At 41.2% G+C, this 19,498-nt stretch carries 23 protein-coding genes and 1 riboswitch; of the genes, 15 read left to right on the top strand and 8 right to left on the bottom strand.

Annotated features, from left to right (window positions below; genetic code table 11):
* The first annotated feature begins 11 nt into the window (after window positions 1-11).
* From HUS26_RS08500 to HUS26_RS08480, 5 genes are all read left to right on the top strand, one after another.
* Entirely contained in the window at window positions 12-1,196 is a 1,185-nt protein-coding gene (locus HUS26_RS08500) for a thiolase family protein (protein ID WP_173916748.1), read from the top strand.
* A 29-nt stretch (window positions 1,197-1,225) separates the two neighbouring features.
* Complete coding sequence (locus HUS26_RS08495) at window positions 1,226-1,594, top strand: PaaI family thioesterase (RefSeq protein ID WP_173916747.1); 369 nt, start codon at window positions 1,226-1,228, stop codon at window positions 1,592-1,594.
* 29 nt (window positions 1,595-1,623) lie between these two features.
* Window positions 1,624-2,028 carry a PaaI family thioesterase gene (locus HUS26_RS08490; RefSeq protein WP_173916746.1) on the top strand — a complete coding sequence of 135 codons (405 nt, stop codon included), beginning with the start codon at window positions 1,624-1,626 and terminating at the stop codon, window positions 2,026-2,028.
* Between the two features lie 110 nt (window positions 2,029-2,138).
* On the top strand, window positions 2,139-3,170 hold the full coding sequence (locus HUS26_RS08485; protein ID WP_173916745.1) for a S66 peptidase family protein: 1,032 nt from the start codon (window positions 2,139-2,141) through the stop codon (window positions 3,168-3,170).
* A 245-nt stretch (window positions 3,171-3,415) separates the two neighbouring features.
* Entirely contained in the window at window positions 3,416-3,694 is a 279-nt protein-coding gene (locus HUS26_RS08480) for a hypothetical protein (protein WP_173916744.1), read from the top strand.
* A 38-nt stretch (window positions 3,695-3,732) separates the two neighbouring features.
* Here the strand turns inward: HUS26_RS08480 and rpiA are convergent, their stop codons facing one another.
* Complete coding sequence (gene rpiA, locus HUS26_RS08475) at window positions 3,733-4,443, bottom strand: ribose-5-phosphate isomerase RpiA (RefSeq protein ID WP_173916743.1); 711 nt, start codon at window positions 4,441-4,443, stop codon at window positions 3,733-3,735.
* Between the two features lie 236 nt (window positions 4,444-4,679).
* Window positions 4,680-4,783, top strand: a riboswitch (purine riboswitch).
* A gap of 138 nt (window positions 4,784-4,921) precedes the next feature.
* On the opposite strand from rpiA, the gene HUS26_RS08470 reads away from it, so the two are divergent.
* The 3 genes from HUS26_RS08470 to HUS26_RS08460 all read left to right on the top strand — a co-directional run bounded on the left by HUS26_RS08470 (window position 4,922) and on the right by HUS26_RS08460 (window position 7,387).
* The gene (locus tag HUS26_RS08470) at window positions 4,922-5,794 is read left to right on the top strand and encodes a 5'-methylthioadenosine/S-adenosylhomocysteine nucleosidase (RefSeq protein ID WP_371809621.1); all 873 of its coding nucleotides are present in this window, start codon (window positions 4,922-4,924) and stop codon (window positions 5,792-5,794) included.
* A 463-nt stretch (window positions 5,795-6,257) separates the two neighbouring features.
* Window positions 6,258-6,485: a YuzF family protein gene (locus tag HUS26_RS08465; RefSeq protein ID WP_371809568.1), complete on the top strand. Its 228-nt coding sequence runs from the start codon at window positions 6,258-6,260 to the stop codon at window positions 6,483-6,485.
* A gap of 11 nt (window positions 6,486-6,496) precedes the next feature.
* The gene (locus tag HUS26_RS08460) at window positions 6,497-7,387 is read left to right on the top strand and encodes a manganese catalase family protein (RefSeq protein WP_173916740.1); all 891 of its coding nucleotides are present in this window, start codon (window positions 6,497-6,499) and stop codon (window positions 7,385-7,387) included.
* Between the two features lie 430 nt (window positions 7,388-7,817).
* Here HUS26_RS08460 and HUS26_RS08455 read toward each other — a convergent pair whose 3' ends face one another.
* The gene (locus HUS26_RS08455) at window positions 7,818-8,366 is read right to left on the bottom strand and encodes a DUF420 domain-containing protein (RefSeq protein ID WP_173916739.1); all 549 of its coding nucleotides are present in this window, start codon (window positions 8,364-8,366) and stop codon (window positions 7,818-7,820) included.
* A gap of 201 nt (window positions 8,367-8,567) precedes the next feature.
* On the opposite strand from HUS26_RS08455, the gene HUS26_RS08450 reads away from it, so the two are divergent.
* A complete protein-coding gene (locus HUS26_RS08450; protein ID WP_173916738.1) occupies window positions 8,568-8,876 on the top strand; it encodes a hypothetical protein in 309 nt (102 codons plus the stop codon).
* A 37-nt stretch (window positions 8,877-8,913) separates the two neighbouring features.
* On the opposite strand, the gene HUS26_RS08445 is transcribed toward HUS26_RS08450, so the two are convergent.
* The 3 genes from HUS26_RS08445 to rlmN all read right to left on the bottom strand — a co-directional run bounded on the left by HUS26_RS08445 (window position 8,914) and on the right by rlmN (window position 11,459).
* On the bottom strand, window positions 8,914-9,777 hold the full coding sequence (locus HUS26_RS08445; protein WP_173918712.1) for an IS3 family transposase: 864 nt from the start codon (window positions 9,775-9,777) through the stop codon (window positions 8,914-8,916).
* A complete protein-coding gene (locus HUS26_RS08440) occupies window positions 9,741-10,304 on the bottom strand; it encodes a helix-turn-helix domain-containing protein (protein ID WP_173915601.1) in 564 nt (187 codons plus the stop codon). Before HUS26_RS08440 ends, HUS26_RS08445 begins: the two co-directional genes overlap by 37 nt.
* A gap of 69 nt (window positions 10,305-10,373) precedes the next feature.
* Window positions 10,374-11,459 carry a 23S rRNA (adenine(2503)-C(2))-methyltransferase RlmN gene (gene rlmN / locus HUS26_RS08435; RefSeq protein WP_173916737.1) on the bottom strand — a complete coding sequence of 362 codons (1,086 nt, stop codon included), beginning with the start codon at window positions 11,457-11,459 and terminating at the stop codon, window positions 10,374-10,376.
* A 360-nt stretch (window positions 11,460-11,819) separates the two neighbouring features.
* Here rlmN and HUS26_RS08430 point away from each other — a divergent pair, with 360 nt between their 5' ends.
* The 4 genes from HUS26_RS08430 to HUS26_RS08415 all read left to right on the top strand — a co-directional run bounded on the left by HUS26_RS08430 (window position 11,820) and on the right by HUS26_RS08415 (window position 14,359).
* The gene (locus tag HUS26_RS08430; protein ID WP_173916736.1) at window positions 11,820-12,245 is read left to right on the top strand and encodes a DUF1801 domain-containing protein; all 426 of its coding nucleotides are present in this window, start codon (window positions 11,820-11,822) and stop codon (window positions 12,243-12,245) included.
* 530 nt (window positions 12,246-12,775) lie between these two features.
* Complete coding sequence (locus HUS26_RS08425) at window positions 12,776-13,438, top strand: reverse transcriptase-like protein (protein ID WP_173916735.1); 663 nt, start codon at window positions 12,776-12,778, stop codon at window positions 13,436-13,438.
* 112 nt (window positions 13,439-13,550) lie between these two features.
* On the top strand, window positions 13,551-13,688 hold the full coding sequence (locus HUS26_RS08420; protein WP_173916734.1) for a hypothetical protein: 138 nt from the start codon (window positions 13,551-13,553) through the stop codon (window positions 13,686-13,688).
* 143 nt (window positions 13,689-13,831) lie between these two features.
* Window positions 13,832-14,359 (top strand): short-chain dehydrogenase, encoded by a 528-nt coding sequence (locus HUS26_RS08415; RefSeq protein WP_173916733.1) that lies wholly within the window; start codon window positions 13,832-13,834, stop codon window positions 14,357-14,359.
* A 30-nt stretch (window positions 14,360-14,389) separates the two neighbouring features.
* Here HUS26_RS08415 and HUS26_RS08410 read toward each other — a convergent pair whose 3' ends face one another.
* On the bottom strand, window positions 14,390-14,572 hold the full coding sequence (locus tag HUS26_RS08410; protein ID WP_173916732.1) for a small acid-soluble spore protein H: 183 nt from the start codon (window positions 14,570-14,572) through the stop codon (window positions 14,390-14,392).
* 544 nt (window positions 14,573-15,116) lie between these two features.
* On the opposite strand from HUS26_RS08410, the gene HUS26_RS08405 reads away from it, so the two are divergent.
* Window positions 15,117-17,846 (top strand): UPF0182 family protein, encoded by a 2,730-nt coding sequence (locus tag HUS26_RS08405; RefSeq protein WP_371809567.1) that lies wholly within the window; start codon window positions 15,117-15,119, stop codon window positions 17,844-17,846.
* An 80-nt stretch (window positions 17,847-17,926) separates the two neighbouring features.
* Here HUS26_RS08405 and HUS26_RS08400 read toward each other — a convergent pair whose 3' ends face one another.
* Window positions 17,927-18,304 (bottom strand): SET domain-containing protein, encoded by a 378-nt coding sequence (locus HUS26_RS08400; protein WP_173916731.1) that lies wholly within the window; start codon window positions 18,302-18,304, stop codon window positions 17,927-17,929.
* A 307-nt stretch (window positions 18,305-18,611) separates the two neighbouring features.
* On the opposite strand from HUS26_RS08400, the gene HUS26_RS08395 reads away from it, so the two are divergent.
* Window positions 18,612-18,809 carry an anti-sigma-F factor Fin gene (locus tag HUS26_RS08395; protein ID WP_173916730.1) on the top strand — a complete coding sequence of 66 codons (198 nt, stop codon included), beginning with the start codon at window positions 18,612-18,614 and terminating at the stop codon, window positions 18,807-18,809.
* Between the two features lie 31 nt (window positions 18,810-18,840).
* Here HUS26_RS08395 and HUS26_RS08390 read toward each other — a convergent pair whose 3' ends face one another.
* Window positions 18,841-19,335, bottom strand: coding sequence for a L,D-transpeptidase family protein (locus tag HUS26_RS08390; RefSeq protein ID WP_173916729.1), 495 nt, complete (start codon window positions 19,333-19,335; stop codon window positions 18,841-18,843).
* Between the last annotated feature and the right edge of the window lie 163 nt (window positions 19,336-19,498).

Genomic DNA, 19,498 nt, shown 5'->3' with positions numbered 1-19,498 from the left:
GGAGGACAGAAATGAATGAATCGGTTGTGATTGTCAGTGCAGTAAGAACGCCTATCGGACGCTACGGCGGATCATTAAAAAAATTATCTTCCGGGCACCTGGCTTCATTAGCTATACAGGCATCGATTGAACGGGCGGGGTTATCGCCTCAACAAATTGATGAAACCATTATGGGAGAAGTGCGGCAGACGACGGAATCATCAAATGTAGCTAGAGTGGCTGCACTAAGAGCCGGCATACCCGAAGCTTCCCCTGCTTATACGATTAACCGTCTGTGTGCGTCGGGCATGCAGTCCATCGCTTCTGCAGTCCAGCAAATCGCTTTTGACCAGGCAGAAGTTGTAGTGGCTGGTGGAACCGAAAGCATGAGCAGATCTCCTATTTATCTAAGAAACTCTCGTTTTGGCGGAGATAAACCTGAGCTGGTGGACTCGAATTCAGAAGCAGGACAGCAGCCTAAAGAAATCTATGGTCCGAATCTTGGAATGGGGATAACCGCTGAGAATGTGGCCGAGCGTTATTCTGTCTCTAGAGAAGATCAGGACGCTTTTGCTGCAGAAAGCCAGAGGCGTGCATCGGCCGCTATTGATGAAGGAAGATTTATAGATGAAATCGTTCCGGTAGAGATCCAAGATAAAAAGAATTCTTTTACTTTCGATACGGATGAACATTCTCGTCCTGGTACAACTATGGAAAAACTGGCGGCTTTAAGGCCGGCTTTTAAAGAAAATGGGACAGTGACTGCTGGAAATGCCTGCGGACGAAATGATGGAGCAGCTGCTCTTACCATTATGAAAGAGTCGAAAGCAAGAGAGTTAGGGTTGGTTCCAATGGCGCGAATTGTGGACTGGGCTGTTTCAGGTGTATCTCCTGAAGTAATGGGGATTGGTCCGGTGCCGGCGGTACAGAAACTGTTAGAAAAGACGTCAAGAAAGGTGGAGGATATCGGCTTGTTTGAATTAAATGAAGCTTTTGCCTCTCAATCACTGGCTGTTATCCGGGAACTTGGTTTAAACCCTGAGCTCGTCAACATAAATGGAGGAGCGATTGCCCTGGGTCACCCGGTTGGGGCGAGTGGCGCGAGAATTGCAGTATCTCTCCTGCATGAAATGAGAAAAAGAGAGGATAACTTGGGAATTGCCACATTGTGTGCAGGGGGCGGACAGGGAATGGCCCTCATGATGGAGAGGGTCTAATATAAAAATTAATAGGAAGGAGTGTCTGTTTGAGAAATTCCTCTTCTTACTTTGCACACATCGGATTTGAAAAGAGTTTGGATTCACAAGGAAATATCATCCTGACTCTGCCGGTAACTTCAGAAATAGTTACGGAATCAGGTGACATTCCTTCTGGATTATTTTCAAGTATGCTGGATATTGTTATCGGATCAATGATTGCCGAAGAAGTCCAGAAATCAACAAGTACGATTCACCTTTCTTTTAATTTTTTCGATCTTACAAATAGAGGGCCCTTCACTTCTTCTGCGGCGATAGCTCACAGGGACGGCAAGTTTGTTACTGGAGAAGGCATCGTCCTTGATAATGATGATCAAGTGGTCGCCAAAGGAATCGGTACGTTTAAAATACTATATTGAATTAGACCTTTTTAGGAGGTGTGGAATAGATGACAAAAACAATTGACGAAGTGCGTAAAAGCTTTGAGGCAAGTCCGTTCTTTTCTCATATCGGATTTAGAATTATTCGTTTTGAAGAAGGGAATGTATTATTACACCTGCCTGTTCAAGAGAATTTATTTAACGTCAATGGTACGCTTCACGGAGGTGTGCATGCGTCTATGCTTGATTTAATCCTCGGGATGGCTATTCGCTCGACGACGAAAACACGCTGTACGACTATGAATCTAAACATCAATTATATGGCTCCTGTTTCAGATGGAAATCTCGCGGCGAAAGGACGTATTTTGCAGCAAGGGTATCGAGTCGTAACGGCTGAAGGAGAAATCTATGATCAGGAAGACAACCTGATTGCCAAAGGAATAGGCACGTTTAAATTAATTCGAGATAGATAGTTCCCTCCCCGACACTTATCGACTTTATGATAAGTGTTTTTTTACTGGTAATAATTGAATAAAAGTAGTAAGTTACTAACAAGAAACCATTTACATAAGGCGGGATGGACATGCTGATAAAACCTGAAAAATTGCAGCCGGGAGACAAAGTTGCCACCATCAGCCCTTCCTTTGGAGGAGCCGGTGAACCGGATCTAAGGTGGAGATATGAACAGGGAGTGGAAAGGCTTCGATCGGTTTTTGGACTCGAAGTTGTTCCAATGCCGAACAGTTTAAAAGGGGCAGACTATCTTTATAGAAACCCGCAGGCTCGTGCGGATGATATGATGATGGCCTTTAAAGATCCAGGCATTAAAGGAATATTTGCAAACATTGGTGGAGATGAGAGTATTCGCCTGCTTCCCTATATCGATTTTAACGTGATCCGCGAGAATCCAAAAATATTAATGGGATATTCCGACGTGACTGTATCTCATTTGTTTTGTCACAAGGCGGGAGTTTCTTCCTTTTATGGGCCAGCGGTAATGACGGACTTTGCTGAAAATGTTCGTATGCATTCTTACACGGTGGATCAAATAAAGCGGATCCTTTTTTCAAATGAACCTGTGGGAGAAATTCCGCCGGCTGAGGAATGGACGAGTGAGTTTTTAGAATGGAAAGAAGAGAACAAAACCCAGTCCCGGAAGATGCAGCTTAACTCAGGTTATGAAGTCCTGCAAGGTTCAGGAGTTGTTCAGGGACGGCTGATTGGCGGCTGTATCGAAGTCCTTGAGTTTGCTAAAAGTACAGAGATTTGGCCTGATCATAAATATTGGGAAGACAGCATTCTATTCTTTGAAACGTCAGAGGAAAAGCCTGATCCTTTTCTTGTAAAATGTTGGCTGCGCAATTACGGAACACAAGGAATTCTGCAGAAGGCGAACGGCATGATTTTCGGTAAACCTCAAGATGAAAAGTATTATGAAGAGTATAAAGCAGTGATTTCTGAAGTTATGAAGGAATATGAAGTAGAGAATTTGCCGGTTCTTTACAACTTGAATTTCGGCCACACAGAACCTAAGCTCGTTTTGCCTTATGGCGTACGGGCTGAGATAAATTGCAGCAAAAAAACATTCTCGATTCTAGAAAGCGGCGTTCAATAATATACTGTTGGTGAGCAATCGCTTAGGGAAGCTGACTCAATAGGACTTCTTTTAATTAGTGCTGTTTGACGTCATTGTTGATTTATTAAAATTCAACATTAAACTATTACCAAAGCCTTTAGTATAAAAGTCAACAATGCCGTGTGAAAAACTTTGGACGTTTAGCAGTTGAAAATAGGTGGAAGGTCTTATTATAATGGTGATATACAGTTTCAGCGATTTGAATTCCGTAGAGGAGTGAACTAATGTTAAAAGAATCTGACTTTCCCACAGAAGAATTAAAGCAGCAATGGATAAAAGTACGGAACAGGAAACTGGAAGAAATGGCACAATATTTCCGTCGTTATTTTCATCTTACTAAAGTTAGAGAAAATAAGAGCAGCTATGAAGTGCAAGGCTATTTTTATCAGCCGGAGTTCGGCGAAGTTAGAATGGCGTTTGAATTCAGCTATGAAAATGTAGCCAAATTTACTGATTTGTTTGATGAACCTGATTTATTTGAAGGGCAAGTTGAAAAAAAGTGAAGCAATTTAAAAAATGAACCCGTGTAAGGGTTCATTTTTTATTGTGGCTTATGAAAGGTTTTAACGTTTTGATCATCCCCTAGTATGAGGAGGTCGGCTAGGTCGATGAATATCCCCGTTTCAACAATTCCTGGGATTTGGATTAACTTTTCGTGGAAAGTCTTTGGATCCGCAATGCTTTCGAATTTGCAATCTAAAATATAATGGCCATTATCAGACACAAACGGCTGGTTACATGCTTCTCTTAATTGGATGCTCCCTCCAAGGCCTGAGATCTGCTTGGCTGCCGCTTGCCAGCCGAAAGTGATGACTTCAATGGGAAGCGGAGTCTTGCCCAGCTGCTGGACAAACTTCGTGTCATCGGCAATAATAATCACTTTTTTTGAGGCGGTATTTACGATTTTCTCCCTGACCAGTGAACCTCCAGCTCCTTTTAGAAGGTGAAAATGAGGGTCAACCTCGTCGGCACCGTCTATCGCGAGATCAAGCTCCTGAACCTCTTCAAAATTAGTTAAAGGAATGCCGAACTCCTTTGCCCAGTTTTCTGTCCTTATTGAAGAAGGAATGCCTCTGACGCTTAATCCCTCTTTCACTCTATTCCCAAGCTTCTTCATCATCCAGTAAACGGTAGAACCCGATCCTAAACCGATTGTCATACCGTCCTCTATGTAGTCGACTGCTTTTTCTCCGGCTGTTTTTTTGCTTCGGTCAATCGCTGTCGCTAACTTATCATAGCTCTGCTCTGCCATTCAATTCACCCCGCATGTAAGATTTTTACTTTCTCCATTGTACTATACACAAATATACAAAATCATTAGAAAAGGGAGACCTGCGCGTTTTAAGAGGTCCCGGATGATTTGGGGTCGTGCGATGTTGGCGCATTAGAAACAAAACAACATAAAAAACGAACAATAAAGCAGATAATTTAGAGAAAGTTCGTTTTTGGATTGATAACCTATAGTATGTTTGCTATATTAGCAAAGTACTTATTTTAAATTTCATTACTCGTATATTCTCGGTAATATGGTCTGAGCGTCTCTACCTGGTTCCCAATGAAAGAACTAGACTACGAGTTAAAGTATTTGGCAGTCCGAACTTTTTAGCCTCTGCCGCTGTATGCTTAATACATATACTTTAACTTATAAGGTCTAGAAGGTAGGTATCATTCTACTTTCTGGGCCTTTTTCTTTTGACCATTTTCACGAGCATACGATCAACAGGGAGGAAATCAAAATGAACAAGAAGTACGCCTTATTAGCTATCCTGACTTTACTTTTGCTATCCGTATTTGCAGGGTGCAGTTCAACTACGCAAGGGGAAAGTGAAAAAGAAAGTAAACAGCAGCCAATTATTATTCAGGGCCCTATGCCGATTGAAGCAGAAAAATTTGCTGAGCGACTGGATAATGTAGAAGAAGAGAAGTCAGGAACATTTGAATTTTACAAAGGTACAGTGAATGATTATCCAGTAATAGTCGCTAAAACAGGGAAAGGTATGGAAAACACAGCTGCAGCAACAGCTGTTGCAATAGAAAAATATGATCCTATCGCGATTATAAATCAAGGAACATCCGGCGGTCATGATCCTGACCTGCATGTTTATGATATTGTTCTTGGTGAAAGAGTGACGAATATAGGCTCCTTAAAAACAGGACATAGAGAAGAAGGTGAGGGCATCTCCCCGAAAGAATGGATTCCGATGGACTTAATGGCCTCTGAAGGAAGTGCGGGCGAGGATCCTGATGCTGAAAATATTCGTTATTATGACGGAGATCAGGAATTACTTGCAGCTGCAAAGGCTGTCAAAGATACTCACAAAAAAGGTAAAGTAGTAGAGGGAACGATTGGATCGGCCGATGTCTGGAACAACGAAGTGGATCGTATCAATTGGTTTCATGAAAAATACGGCACATCTTTAGAAGAAATGGAAGGAGCCGCCGGTGCGCAAATTTCGAAAGCCTATGACGTTCCGTTCCTCAGCATTCGTATTCTTTCAAACAATAAAGTAAATGGCGGCGAGTATGACCCTAATACGGCAGAAGCCAACCAGGAATACGTGTATGAAGTAGTAAAAGAGTATATCTCTACCACTGTAAAATAAAGCCAAGTGCTTCAAGCTGTCGAAATTTTCTCGGCAGCTTTTTATTTTGAATGGTTTGTTCCGGTCATGATAAATAGAAAGATCCTGGAGAGCCTGCTTTCCAAGGGTGGACGAGCTCCCTCGGGCTTTTGCCTTGTGGGAGCTCGCCGTTTCCCCTCGCCCTTATGATTAAAAAGATTAACGGAATCTCCTAAGAGAGGAACTTCTCACTTTAATAAAAATGATTTGTCGTATTGAATCAAAGAAAAGAAGTATTTCTCCAATTAACAGCTAAGGGTCCAGTGAAATTGCGGGCCCCACAGTGAAGCGAGGAGGATCGGCGGCTGACCGCAGAAAGTGCGATTACCCTGTTCACTATTCCCTGACCCTTAAGATAAAGGGCTCATTCTAAATTTTTAAGAATCATTAAGGGACTTGCACCATATAGATTTTTATAGAGCGACAATAGAGGGAGATGGAAAAAGTGAATGGACAACAGCAAAATTTAATGGGGTTTACATTGGTAGATCCGTATGTTTATCAGACGTTATCGTCCATTATAGGACAAGGTGTCGTAGTTGAAACGACTCAAGGGTCAGTCAGAGGGAACTTACAGACAGTGATGCCAGACCATATCGTAGTAGAAGTAGCTGAGGTCCCATTTTTTATTAGGACTCAACAAATTGTCTGGGTATCTCCTTCCCAGGGTTAAGGAGGAAGCCAATGTTTAAACGAATGAATAGGATGGCGATAGAACTAACAGTCCCCGAACATGGTGACGTGAATGCGGCTGCTGCGGTACAGGAATTACTCGGCGGGCGGTTTGGAGAAATGTCCACGCTAAATAACTATATGTATCAATCATTTGGGTTTCGTAATAAAAAGAAGCTTAAGCCATTTTATGATCTGGTGGCCAGCATCACAGCTGAGGAATTCGGTCATGTTGAGTTAGTCAATACCACCATTAATCTGTTAACCCGAGGAACAACCTTTCCAGGCGACCCCAATACGACGCCTCTAAGAAGCGGGTTAGATGCCCGGAATACGTATCATTATATTGCGACAGCTCAGACTGCACTGCCTGGAGATTCCATGGGGAAAGCTTGGACAGGCGATTATGTATTTAATAGTGGAAACCTGGTTCTTGATCTCATGCACAACTTTTTCTTAGAGATAGGAGCGAGAACTCATAAGATGCGCGTCTATGAAATGACGGACCATCCGACAGCGCGGGAAATGATTGGATATCTTCTTGTTCGTGGCGGTACCCATGCCCTTGCTTATGCTAAAGCTGTTGAAATAGCCACAGGTGTAGATTTAAAGAAAATGCTGCCCGTGCCAAACTTAGATAACTCTCAGTTTGATTCTGCCCGCAAGTACGAGGAACAGGGACTGAACAATGTACTCTACACGTGGAGTGATACGGATTATAAAGATATCAATCAGATTTGGAAAGGAACCAATCCGGAGAATGGAGAGAGATTACGGGTAATTGAAGGTGCGCCGAAGGGAGCGCCTATACCAGATCTCGATGATTTACCTGAATTCTTCGCTCCCGGCATCGACAGGGATGACTATCAGCGCATTTATAAAAAATTGATGGAGAACCTCTAATCAAAAGGCCGGCCTGACTTTCAGGCTGGCCTTTTACAAATGCTCTTCTTCCCATATGAACAGTGGATTGGTGCCCTAACGCCGGCCGCTGCCCTCTATCTGCACTGTTTCAGCCAACTCCTCCAAAATATTTAAGAAAATGCCTGTCCCCGATTAGGGAACAGGCATTTTTAATGGTAATGACTATCAGAAAAAATACTTTGTCATATTACTTAACACAAAGATATAAATCCAATAAATAAGATGATAGGCTTTAAATAATCAAAAAATTACGACAAATAGGAGGTGATCGTAATGAAAACTAAAAACGTAAACTTTTTTACTTTTCTAGTTCTAGCATTAAAAGTATCACTTTCTAAAAAGTTTTAAGGATTTATGTAAAAAGGAAGAAACACTAGGTTTCTTCCTTTTTATATAGCAAGTTTCCATTCTAATAGTAAGGGGAGATCATCAGATAGACGATCACACCAGTTAAGCTTACATATAACCAAAGCGGCATCGTCCATCTTGCAATTTTTCGGTGCTTATCCACTTTCATGGCTAACCCGCGGAACAAAGTCAACAAGGCTAAAGGAACAATAACAGCCGCAAGCACGATGTGTGTGATTAGAATGAAATAGTAGACCGCCTGCAAGATGCCTTCTCCGCCATAGGAAGTAGATGATGCCATCGAATGGTAAGTTAAGTAGGAAATTAAGAACAAGGCTGTGGTCGTAAAAGCTGAAAAAATAAACCGCTTGTGCCAGGTTATATTTTTTCGCAGGATCATAAGTAAAGCAGCCAGTAAAAATACGAAAGTAAAGGAGTTTAGAACAGCATTAAGCAAAGGCAGAAGAGTAATATTAAAATCTGCCGCGCCGTCTACTTTAGGTACAAACAGCAAGGCGACAACTATCGCATTGATTGCAACGGATAGTCCAACCACCCACGGTACGTAGTTAAATTCTTTATTTATCTGCAAAGTAATTCCCCATCTCATAAAAACTATTTCATGAAGAGTATAACGAAAAAATCGTCTAGAAACCAATTAGAACAATGACAATCCTGTTAAAATTTTTAATGAGCATCAAAATTAAAGCAATTTTAACATTTACTCTTCGTTCAAAAGGGAATAATTTTAAGGAAAACGTAGTACGATGAGTTTGGGTGTAACGAGAATTACATTAGGGAGTGGGATGCATTGTTTTTAAAAGAAATAAAAAACCTGAAATATTACAGTCAGCTTTCTGTGAAACAAATTGAAGACCGGGTTCTTATAACCGCAGATTTCCCAAAAGAATTTCTAGTGGAGAATGATATACTTGATCCATTCTTATATGTAACATTATATGTAAGGGGAGGAGAGCGGATAAAAGTTATTGATGAGGGAACGGCCAAGCTTTATTCGCTTTCAAAAAAAGAAATGGCCCCCGAAACGTACGCAAAAATCGTTCAATTCGCTAAGCAGCACGCCAGTCAGTTTAAAAATACCCCATCAAAAAAAGCATGAGGCTTAAGGTAGTGACCCCTAAAAGTTAGAGTTTTTATTATGCAGCTGATTGGCTGGTTTGAGTTCGGTATTGTATGGGACTTAAACCAGCCAATTTTGCTTTTACGCGTTCATGATTATAGTAGTCCACGTAGACCTCGAGCTTTCTTTTAAGCGCTTCATAAGAAACCACTTCTTCTCCGTAATACATTTCTTGTTTGAGGATCCCGAAAAAATTCTCCATGGCCGCATTATCTGCGCAGTTTGCTTTCCTGGACATACTTTGAAAGATTTGATGTTTCTTTAATGTTTTCACCCACGTGTTGTGTTGATAATGCCAGCCTTGATCGGAGTGGATGGTTGTCCGGTATTCGGCTTCCGTTTGAATGGTATCCAACGCTTCCTTCAACGGCTTTAAAACAAAGTTCAGGGTTGGCCGTTTGGAAATGCCAAAAGAGACAACTTCTCCGTTGAATAAGTCCATAATCGGACTTAAATAAAGTTTCTCATTTCCTGCACATTTGAATTCCGTCACATCTGTGACTAATTTTTGGAGCCGAATGGGCGTATGGAATCTGCGTTTTAATCGATTATGAGCCACTTTCCCGACCGTACCTTTGTACGATTTATACCTGGATTTACGGGTGAATTTTTCACATTTCAATCCGAGCGTACTCATGATCCGTTGAACTTTTTTATGGTTGATGATATACCCCTGGTTTCTAAGTTCGAAGGAAATGCGGCGATAGCCATAGGTTCCGTTGTGCTTATGGAAGAGGTTCGTAATCATTTCTTTCCACTCTTTATTCGGATCTTCCTTCTTGAACTGCTTTCTCTGGTAATGATAAGTGGCTTCAGGAATGTCCACTCTTCGTAAGGCATCTTTTAATTTGAATCCTTCTTTTTTGAGTTCGAATACCAGCGCTGTTTGTGCTTTTCGAGATAGGCATTCGGATTCTCCTGAAAAGCTTTTAACTTTTTTAGATAGGAATTCTCTAAACGTAGGAGTTCATTTTCACGTTCTAATTGTTCTTCACGAGTTAATTCTTTATCTGATTTGGTTGACTTTTTCTTATGATTTTTTGACATAGAGGGCCGTCCTTTCGCTTTTTCTTGGAGGCCTCCGATCCCTTCCTTCCGAAAAATGTTGGACCAGTTCGCAATTAACGCAGGGTTGTTCAATTGGAAGGCAATCGCAGTCTCCTGATGAGAAGCGCCTGTCTGTTTCATAAAGTTTAATACATCCAGCTTGAATTGGACAGGGTAGACTTGTTTCGAATGCTTCCTTTTTAAACCTTCTTCTCCGAAGGCTTGATAAGCACGAACCCAGCGTAAAATTTGAACATCACTAGGGATCGAGTACTTCTTAGCTAATAAAGCGTACCCTAGATGACCTTGGAAGTACTCCGTTACCACCTGTAATTTAAATTTCTCACTATACTTTGACATACAAAAACACCCCGGAAGTTAGATTATTAACTCTAACTTCTGGGGTGCACTACCTAAGGCCCCATGCTTTTAGTTTTCTTGCAGTTTTTTCTTTTTGCGTGCTTTTTCTTTTTCAATCTGTTTGCTTCGCAGCTGTCCGCATGCTGCATCGATGTCTGTTCCGTGCTCTGTACGGACACCGCATTTAATCCCGCGGTCCATCAGCGTTTGATAGAACGTAAGAATCGCTTCTTTTTCGCTTCGTTCGTACGGGTTGTCAGCGACCGGGTTATACGGAATCAAATTCACGTAAGATAAATGGCGTTTATCTTTAAGCAGATCAGCAAGCTGTTCTGCTTCTTTCTTATGATCGTTTACGTCTTTTAATAAAATATATTCAAACGTAATCCGGCGGTTGGTTTTCTCTAAATAATAGTCGATCGCCGGCATCAGCTTCTCTAACGGATAAGCACGGTTAATCTTCATGATTTTCGTGCGAAGCTCATTGTTTGGCGCGTGAATTGAAAGTGCCAGGTTAATTTGAATGCCTTCGTCCGCGAATTCGTACATTTTCGGCGCGATTCCGCTTGTAGATACGGTGATGTGACGGGCACCGATGGATAATCCTTTTTGATCGTTTACGACTTTTAAGAAGTCAATCAGGTTGTCATAGTTATCAAATGGTTCGCCGATTCCCATAACGACAATATGGCTGACACGTTCATCTTTGCCTTGTTTATCCAAGTGCTGCTGTACCTGCATAATCTGCTCTACAATTTCTCCGCTCGTTAAGTCACGGTTTTTACGCAGGATACCACTCGCGCAGAAGGAACAACCGATGTTACAGCCCACCTGAGTCGTTACACATACCGAAAGACCGTAGTTAAAACGCATCAGTACTGTTTCAATGACATTGCCATCATCTAATTTAAATAAGAATTTAACCGTTCCGTCCTTCGATTCCTGCTTGATTTCTTCTGTCAGCGTTTCGATCGTAAAATGTTCATCTAAGAGATCGATGCAGGATTGGTTTAAATTCTTCATTTGTGAAAAGTCAGTCACTCTTTTTTGGTAGAGCCAGTCCCACACTTGCTTAGAGCGAAACTTCTTCTCTCCGTGTTCCGTAAGCCAGTTCGTCAGTTGTTCAAAGGTCAATCCGTAAATGGATCGTTTCATAAATACGCTCCTCTTTTAAAAAAAATCGCTATTTCTATCATACTTCATTTGCTGCGTGGACACAAGCTGGGATTGTGTGGGAAGGCTCATATTTAAGAGAGTGTAGACAAAAAACCCGTTCTATTCTAAAAAAATATATAGGATAGAAAAGGTTAAACGTTCCGGGAGCCAATACCGGTAAGTTTGCAGCGGCCAGATTTCCTTCTGCTCAATAAACTAAAGCTCGATTCCTTTTGGGGAGTCGAGATTTTTTGTTTTATTTTTTGATAATTTTACCAGTTGAGTGATTGTTTTTTACATAGGATTTTGAAATAATTGTATTTATAATTAAAGCGTTTTCTTGAAAAAGGAGCTAAACAAATGGCCTACGAGCAAAAAACAAAAGAGACAGACCATAGTGTTACGGAGTTTATCGCAAAAGTTGATCATCCAAAAAAGAAAGAAGATGCTTACCGGCTCCTGGAGATTTTCGAGGAAACCACAGGTTATCAAGCTAAAATGTGGGGAGCGAGCGTTATTGGTTTTGGAAAATACCATTATAAATATGAATCCGGCCATGAAGGGGAGGCCCCGCTTGTTGGTTTTTCACCACGTAAATCCAAGATCAGTCTCTATTTTGCACCGGGTGATGAAAAACGGGAAGAACTGCTGAAGGATTTTGGAAAGCATACAACAGGAAAAGCTTGTGTTTATATAAATAAAATAGAGGATATCAACGTGGACGTGCTAAAAGAGTTAATCCGTCAGTCCATGATTTTTCTTCAAGAATCATATCCCGATCGTTAAAAATCAAAAAAGGACACTAGAATTTAATCTAGCGTCCCTGAGTAATGTTTTATATATTATTCGATCGTTTTTTCGATCTTTAGCTGATAGTTGGAAGGTAAAACCTGTTCAGATTTTATATCCTCTAAGAAGCCTTGAGCCTTAGCCCTAGTCGAAAAGGTAAATTCCTCTTTCTTAGAACAGAAAAACACCGGACTGCTGCCTTTCATTTGACCAATGACTCGATATAGCATTGTATAGCCTCAGTGCCTCATTCTAAATTTGCAAGATAACTCTTACCGAAGTATCATTTTCTATCTCACAATAATGAGACTATCTTAATAATAACAACTCATTTCATATATTAATACCCATATTTACAAATTAATTATAAAGTATCATTCGTAATTATTATTATATCTAAAAAGTATTAAAGTTTGACAAAGAAATCCTTAATTCGTCAGTTTAATTAAGTGCCTGAAGTTTATTCCGCTCATAAAATTGGGGAGACTATTCCTATATACTTATTAATTGAGATGAGGTGGCTTTAGATGGACGTTCGTATAGAAATCACATATCATACACCAAAAGGTTTGGAGGCAGTTTTCAGCTCAGAGGAAATGAAGGCTGGAAAAGCACTGGTGGTCGCTGAAGACTTCGAGAAAACGGGCCGAGTTAAACATTTAGAGTTCATTGATTCTTTAGACCATAATACGTGGAACGTAAAAGAACTAAAAGAATATATGAAGGGGATTCAGACAGAGCCTCATAACATTAAAGTTTACTTTGATGCGGGATATGATTTGAAAACGAGAAAATCGGGTTTAGGATGTGTGATCTATTATGATCAAAACGACAAGTCTTTCCGCCTGCGTAGAAATGCGTTAGTCGATCAGCTTAACTCAAACAATGAAGCTGAATATGCGGCGCTGCATCTGGCTTTAACGGAGCTTGAGCTTATGAACGTCCACCATATACCTGTTGAATTCGTTGGAGATTCTCAGGTGGTGCTAAATCAGCTTGAAGGTGACTGGCCAACTTTGGAGGAAGATTTAAATGCCTGGGCCGATCGGATTGAAAATAAGATGGAGCAAATGGGACTTCGCCCGACGTATACAGTCATATCCCGAAAGAAAAACAGGGAAGCCGACCGTTTGGCATCCCAAGCATTAAATAAGGTTGAAATTACGAGTACGATTGAAATAAACGATTAACCAATCGATGAATCGAATTCATCCTCACTTATTAGAATTAACATATCTTAATGATTAAAAAAACTGCAATTTGGGACTCTAAGAGTACAACAATCACAGGAGGTACTCTACAATGAGCGATAAGAAAAGTAAGATCCAATATGATGCAGAAGGAAACGTCATCTCCTCTGCTCGGACTGAGGAAGAAAAAAATCAGCTGGACGCTAAACGCGGAATAAACGATGAAAAGAACCCTGATGATTTCGAATAGAACTTTTGAAAAAGCTTGAGGAGCCATTTCTTCAGGCTTTTTTTATTGCCGGAGAATATGGAATGGAAAACAACTTAGTTGAAACCTATCGAAATATAATTTAGTGTTTTTTCAAGGAGATTAAAAAAATAGGGGGCAGGTAAGTGCATATTTTAATTATTGGCGGAAGCGGGATGTTACGCGAGCTTGCCCTTCGATTAAATAAAGAAGGGCACGAAGTCTCTGTTCTTGGCAGGAACCAAAAGAAGCTTCGAGAAGTGAAAGATCTGGCTGTAAATCCCGGGAAGCTTCATCTCATATCTTCCGACTATACTAACAGAGACAGTTTTATTAAGGATATAGAACAGCTGATCGAGCAGAGGCCGGTACAGAAAGTAGTCGCCTGGTTCCATCGGAAGGGTGATCAGGCGCTTCAGGAGATGTGCGACCTCTTTTCAAAACAGCGTACAGAATGGGAAATCATTCACGTGAAAGGTAGCCGAGCAGGGAACCCGGCTCATAATTTTTCACCTAACACGGGTCTAATGTGTACATTTAAGCAAGTAATTCTAGGGCATGTTATGGAAAAGGATCATATGCGCTGGCTGACTCATTCGGAAATTTCAGCAGGAGTGTATGAAGCGATGCATTCTCCCCGGGCGACTTCTACTGTCGGCCGTGTGGATTCATAGAAAACCACCGCGCTAACGCGGTGGTTTTCTTTATTGCTGTTCGTTTAATTCGTTTAGGGAAACCTCTAATTCATTTTCTGGATTTTCTAAAGGATAGATGCGGGCGGTTTCGTTCTTTTCATCGACATGTTGAATGTAAATGGGCTGCTGGTTATACGTTACATTGACCATTACTGGCGATTGAGCAATTTCCTGGGCTCTTTGTGCTTCCATGTTAGCTCCTCCTTAAAAATATATTTATAGGATGAGCCAGCTTTAAAATAATATTCCATAAAAAAGGCAGTAAAGCTTATAACGGCCGACAAGCGGCTGGTCGTACTTACATCTTTTTTTGAATAGTTTTCATATATTAAAACTAAGCTTCGCACATGCTTTTCGATCAATAAAAGAAACATAAAGGGATAAACGAGAAGGGGGTCGAAGTAGTTAAAGTAAAGGTACAGAATGGAGGGGAAGTTCACCCATAAAAGCAAGTGAAAGAAAGAGGTATTATGCTCTGTGTATTTGAAGGAAGGCGGGTAAAAGAACAAAACAGTAATGCTGCATCTTTATGAGCTGGGGGCCCTGCCAAGAAATACCCATGAAACATTCTAAAAAGCTGATCTTCAGCAGTGAGGTCAGCTTTTTTAAATAAAAAAGTGAAACAAAAGGGGTGGTATAATCGTAGGAAAGAGAGCGGGGCAATATTAAGCAATTATTTCATAAAGTTGAACATAGGAATTAAATAGCTTTTAAATAACTAAAAGGGGGAGATGGGTTGGCTAAACAAACAAAAACAATCAACCCAAAGCAAAAAAGAATGGAAAAAAAAACATTATCCATTATGGGGAAATTTTTTGGCTTTCTGTTAATCGTCCTTTTCATTGGATGGTTATCATTGTCGTGGATTACAGATTACATATGGATGGATTCGCTCGGATTTAAGCAAGTCTACATGACCGTATTAGGAAGCAAGGTTCTGCTTGGAGGGGTAGGCTTTCTTTTATTCTTTATCGTAACTTATTGGACATTTGCCTGGATCAGGAGAAATTATCTCGGGCACTTTAAGCCGGAACAGCTGCCGGGTCTCGTCCAATCGAATAAATGGAGCCGTCTTTCCATTTTGGCGATTTCACTTTTTGTTGGTCTGCTGGGAAGCAGTATTGTCCAGGGGGTAGGCTGGGAGCTTTGGCTTAAGTTCCTTAACCACGCCTCCTTCGGCCAGCAGGATCCGCATTTTGGCATGGATATATCCTTTTACATGTACATCCTGCCGTTTTTAAAGTTTGCGGTGTTTACACTTCTTGGTTTGGCATTTTTTATGCTTCTTGTTCAAATGGGCTTTTACTCTGTGTTCAATATGTATCGACTCAGTCGATTGGCACAGCTTCACATGGGGATTACCCTCGGCTTTATTGGTCTGCTGTTGGCTGCCAGTCATGTGATGGAGCCCTTTGAATCGCTGCTGACGAATCAAGTGAACCTTTTTCAGGACAGTGTGGTTCATGGATTAAGCTATACGGATGAAGTGATTAACAATCCGGCTTCCTACGTATTAGCAGCGATTGCCGTTATTGGTGCCGTTTGGATGATTATCGTGCTGACACGTGGAAATATCAGGCGGATGGTTTATCCGATTTCCGCTTATTTAATTGTACTCATCGGAGCTCAAGGAGCGTCGGTAATTGTGCAGAATTACGTCGTGTCTCCAAATGAGTTTTCCAAGGAAAGTCCTTACTTAGAGCATAACTTGGCATTCACACGGGAGGCGTATGATTTGGACGGCATTGAAGTAAGAGAACACCCGGGAAATGAGTCGCTTGAGCAAAGCATGGTTGAGAGGAACCAGCTGACGATTGATAATGTCAGGATTAATGATGCCCGCCCGATTCTTGATATTTACAATCAGCTGCAGACGTTTCGTACGTACTATCAATTCAACGATATAGATGTTGACCGCTACAACATTGATGGAGAATATCAGCAGGTGTTTATCGGAGCCCGCGAATTAAATACCGTTGATCTTCCGGATCAGGCAAAAACATGGGTCAATGAAAATTTAAGATATACGCACGGTTATGGAGTAGCGATGAGTAATGTCAATAATATTACTTCACAGGGCCAGCCGGAATACATGCTCAAAAACCTGCCCCCAGAAGGTGTGATGGATATCGAACGTCCCGAAATTTATTTCGGGGAAGAGAATTCCAGAAATGTCACAGTAAACAGTGAGGTCGATGAGTTTGACTATCCTGCTGGTGATGAAAACATGTCGACCCGCTATGAAGCAGACAGCGGGATTCCTTTATCAGGAATCAACCGCCTGCTGTTTGCGATCAACGAAGGATCATTCCGTATGCTGGTCTCTGATCAGATTAATGAAGACAGCCAGCTGTTAGACACGCGGAATGTAATGGAACGTGTGCAAAGAATCGCTCCGTTCTTTACGTATGATGAAGATCCATATATTTTCGTACGTGAGGATGGCAGTCTCGCCTGGCTGCTGGATGCTTATTTAACAGCAGAGCGTTATCCTTATTCTGAGCCTCATGAGGGAGATGAAAGTTATATACGCAACTCTGTAAAAGTTGAAGTCGACGCGTACACAGGGGAAGTGAAATTTTATGCGGTTAACCCTGAGGAGCCATTACTGCAGACTTATCAAAAAATGTTTCCTGATTTATTGACAGAAGAAATACCTGATGATGTTCGCAATCACTTCCGCTATCCGATCGATATGTTTAAAGTGCAGGCCGAAATGTATGGAACGTACCATATGACCAATTTGGAAGTATTCTATAACAGGGAAGACTTCTGGCAGTTCCCGACAGAAAAATATTTCAATGAAGATGTAGTCATGGAACCGTATTATGGAACGATGAAGATGCCTGAATATGACGAAGAAGAATTTATACTTATGATGCCGTATACACCGAGAAACCGTCAGAACATGGTAGCCTGGATGGGCGTGCGAAACGACGGGGAGAATTATGGAGAAACCTTCGTTTATCAATTCCCGAAACAGCGGAATGTGTATGGTCCTCAGCAGATTGAGAACAGAATTAATCAGGACAGTACGATTTCCCAGCAGCTGAACCTCTGGTCCCAAGGCGGATCTGAAGTTATCCGAGGCAACCTGCTGGCGATCCCAATTGAAGATACGGTGATGTATGTAGAACCGATTTATATTGAATCATCTAATGAAACATCATTGCCGGAAGTAAAACAGGTGATCCTGGCTTATGGTGATAACATCGTAATGGAGCCTACTTTTGACGATGCGTTAGAAAGAATGCTTGGCTTAATTGATCCAGAAGTAGAAGTGGAGGAAGACAGTGAGGAAGCTCCTCAAGAAGATCCACAGGCGATCGTGGAGTCCGAAGAAATTCTTCAGGAGATCTCTTCCCTGTTCGGCCAGTACCAGGAAGCCCTCTCTAATGGCAACTGGGAAGAAGCCGGATCCATTATGGCTGAAATCGAAACACGTCTTAGTGAAAATAATCAATAATAACAAAAAGGTGCTTTCCGTTTAAGGAAGCACCTTTTTTCATGCTGCCGTGAAATTTTCGGCAGACCTTTTTTATTGAATTACTTTTCGTTAAACCATAAAGGATCTTCGTTATCGACAAACCCATTATAATTGATAAGAACTTCTTCTCCTGCTTTGATATCCTTATAGGCATAAAAATCAAACGTGTCTTTATCGAAATTAATTTTGTAATTCGCATTAGGAGTATACGAATGATTAAACATCATTCCAAAACCTAACAGAAACGCTGTATGGTTTTCACCATATTCAAAGGCATAATCAGCCAATCGTGTCTGCTCAATAAATTTATGCTCATTATTGGGATAAGGAATCACAGGTGCTTCATGGATAAGCTCCCATTTCTCGATGTTTCGTGTGGCAAAAACTCCTCTGTTAAAGTCATCATCAGTAAGGGAGGATGTTCTGATTTCGATCATATGAGCCACCTGTCCTTTCTATTTTAAATTAATCAATCTTCTCCAGTCTGACACGCTAGAACGCAGAAAGCAAATTTTAATATTATTTGGCCAGGGAGATGTAAGTGAAAGGAAATGTGTGCACAGGCCATGTTCGTATAAGAGGCAGGACACTGAAGGGTGGCGAAATAAGGAGGAAAAGAGCTTATGTTGATGCGGAGGGATCTGTGAGCCTCCTTTTCCAGAAAACAGTCTTTTATAAAAGGCATAATTCCTTCCTTCAAAGCGCAAACTATTTACCAATAGACATGTGATCAGGAGGATAAAGATGAAAATTCGCTATTACTGCCGTCAATGTGAACGTCAAGTGGGTGAACTGGATGCAAAGCAGGCTGATCCGGCTCAACTGGGTTCCGATTTGTTAAATGACACAGATGACCAGCAGGCTCTTACGATGCATGCTGATGATGATGGAATAGATATACAAACAATTTGTGACGCTTGTAAAGAAAAAGAAACATATTAAAAATCGCCTCTTCTAGCAAGAAGGCGATTTTTTATGGGTGTATATAAACAGGTGTTCCAATTGGAATGGTTCGGGCTAGCTCTTCAACATCCTCGTTATACATCCGGATACACCCTTTAGAAACAGCTTTTCCAATCGAACTGGGATCATTTGTACCGTGAATGCCGTAATACTGCTTTGATAAACTCATCCACATCGTGCCATAAGGGCCGCCGGGGTTTGGCGCTTTATTAATAATAATAAAATTTCCGGTAGGCGTTGTGCTAAGCATTTTTCCAACCGCAATGGGATAGGTCTTTTGCAAGTCGCCATTTCGATAAAGCTTCAGCTGCCGGCTGTTTAACAATACTTCGATTTGATAAGGCAGGGTATTAGGGTCGGGGAATCCTGGAATAACAATAGATTGGCCAGGGTAAATGAGGTTAGGGTTAATGGCCGGGTTGGCACTGATTATTTCATATAGGGGCGTTCGGTAGTCTAGTGAGATCTGATATAATGTTTCTCCCGGCCGAACCGTATGAATCATGAAAGCACCTCCGCAGGTTCTTTAATTAGGATATAGTATGAAAAGCGGAGGGTTTTGTTGCTCTGAGTGAGTGTGAAAAAACAAGGTCAGCATCACTGCTGACCTTGTTTTTATTTATGTCTAGGAAATTAAAAAATTCCAAGCTGTGGATATATATGTTTAA

The sequence above is a fragment of the Halobacillus sp. Marseille-Q1614 genome (genome assembly GCF_902809865.1).
In the GTDB taxonomy this organism is placed as follows: Bacteria; Bacillota; Bacilli; order Bacillales; family Halobacillaceae; genus Halobacillus_A.
The sequence above is the reverse complement of the archived record's forward strand: the minus strand, read 5'-3'. Positions and strand labels throughout refer to the sequence as shown.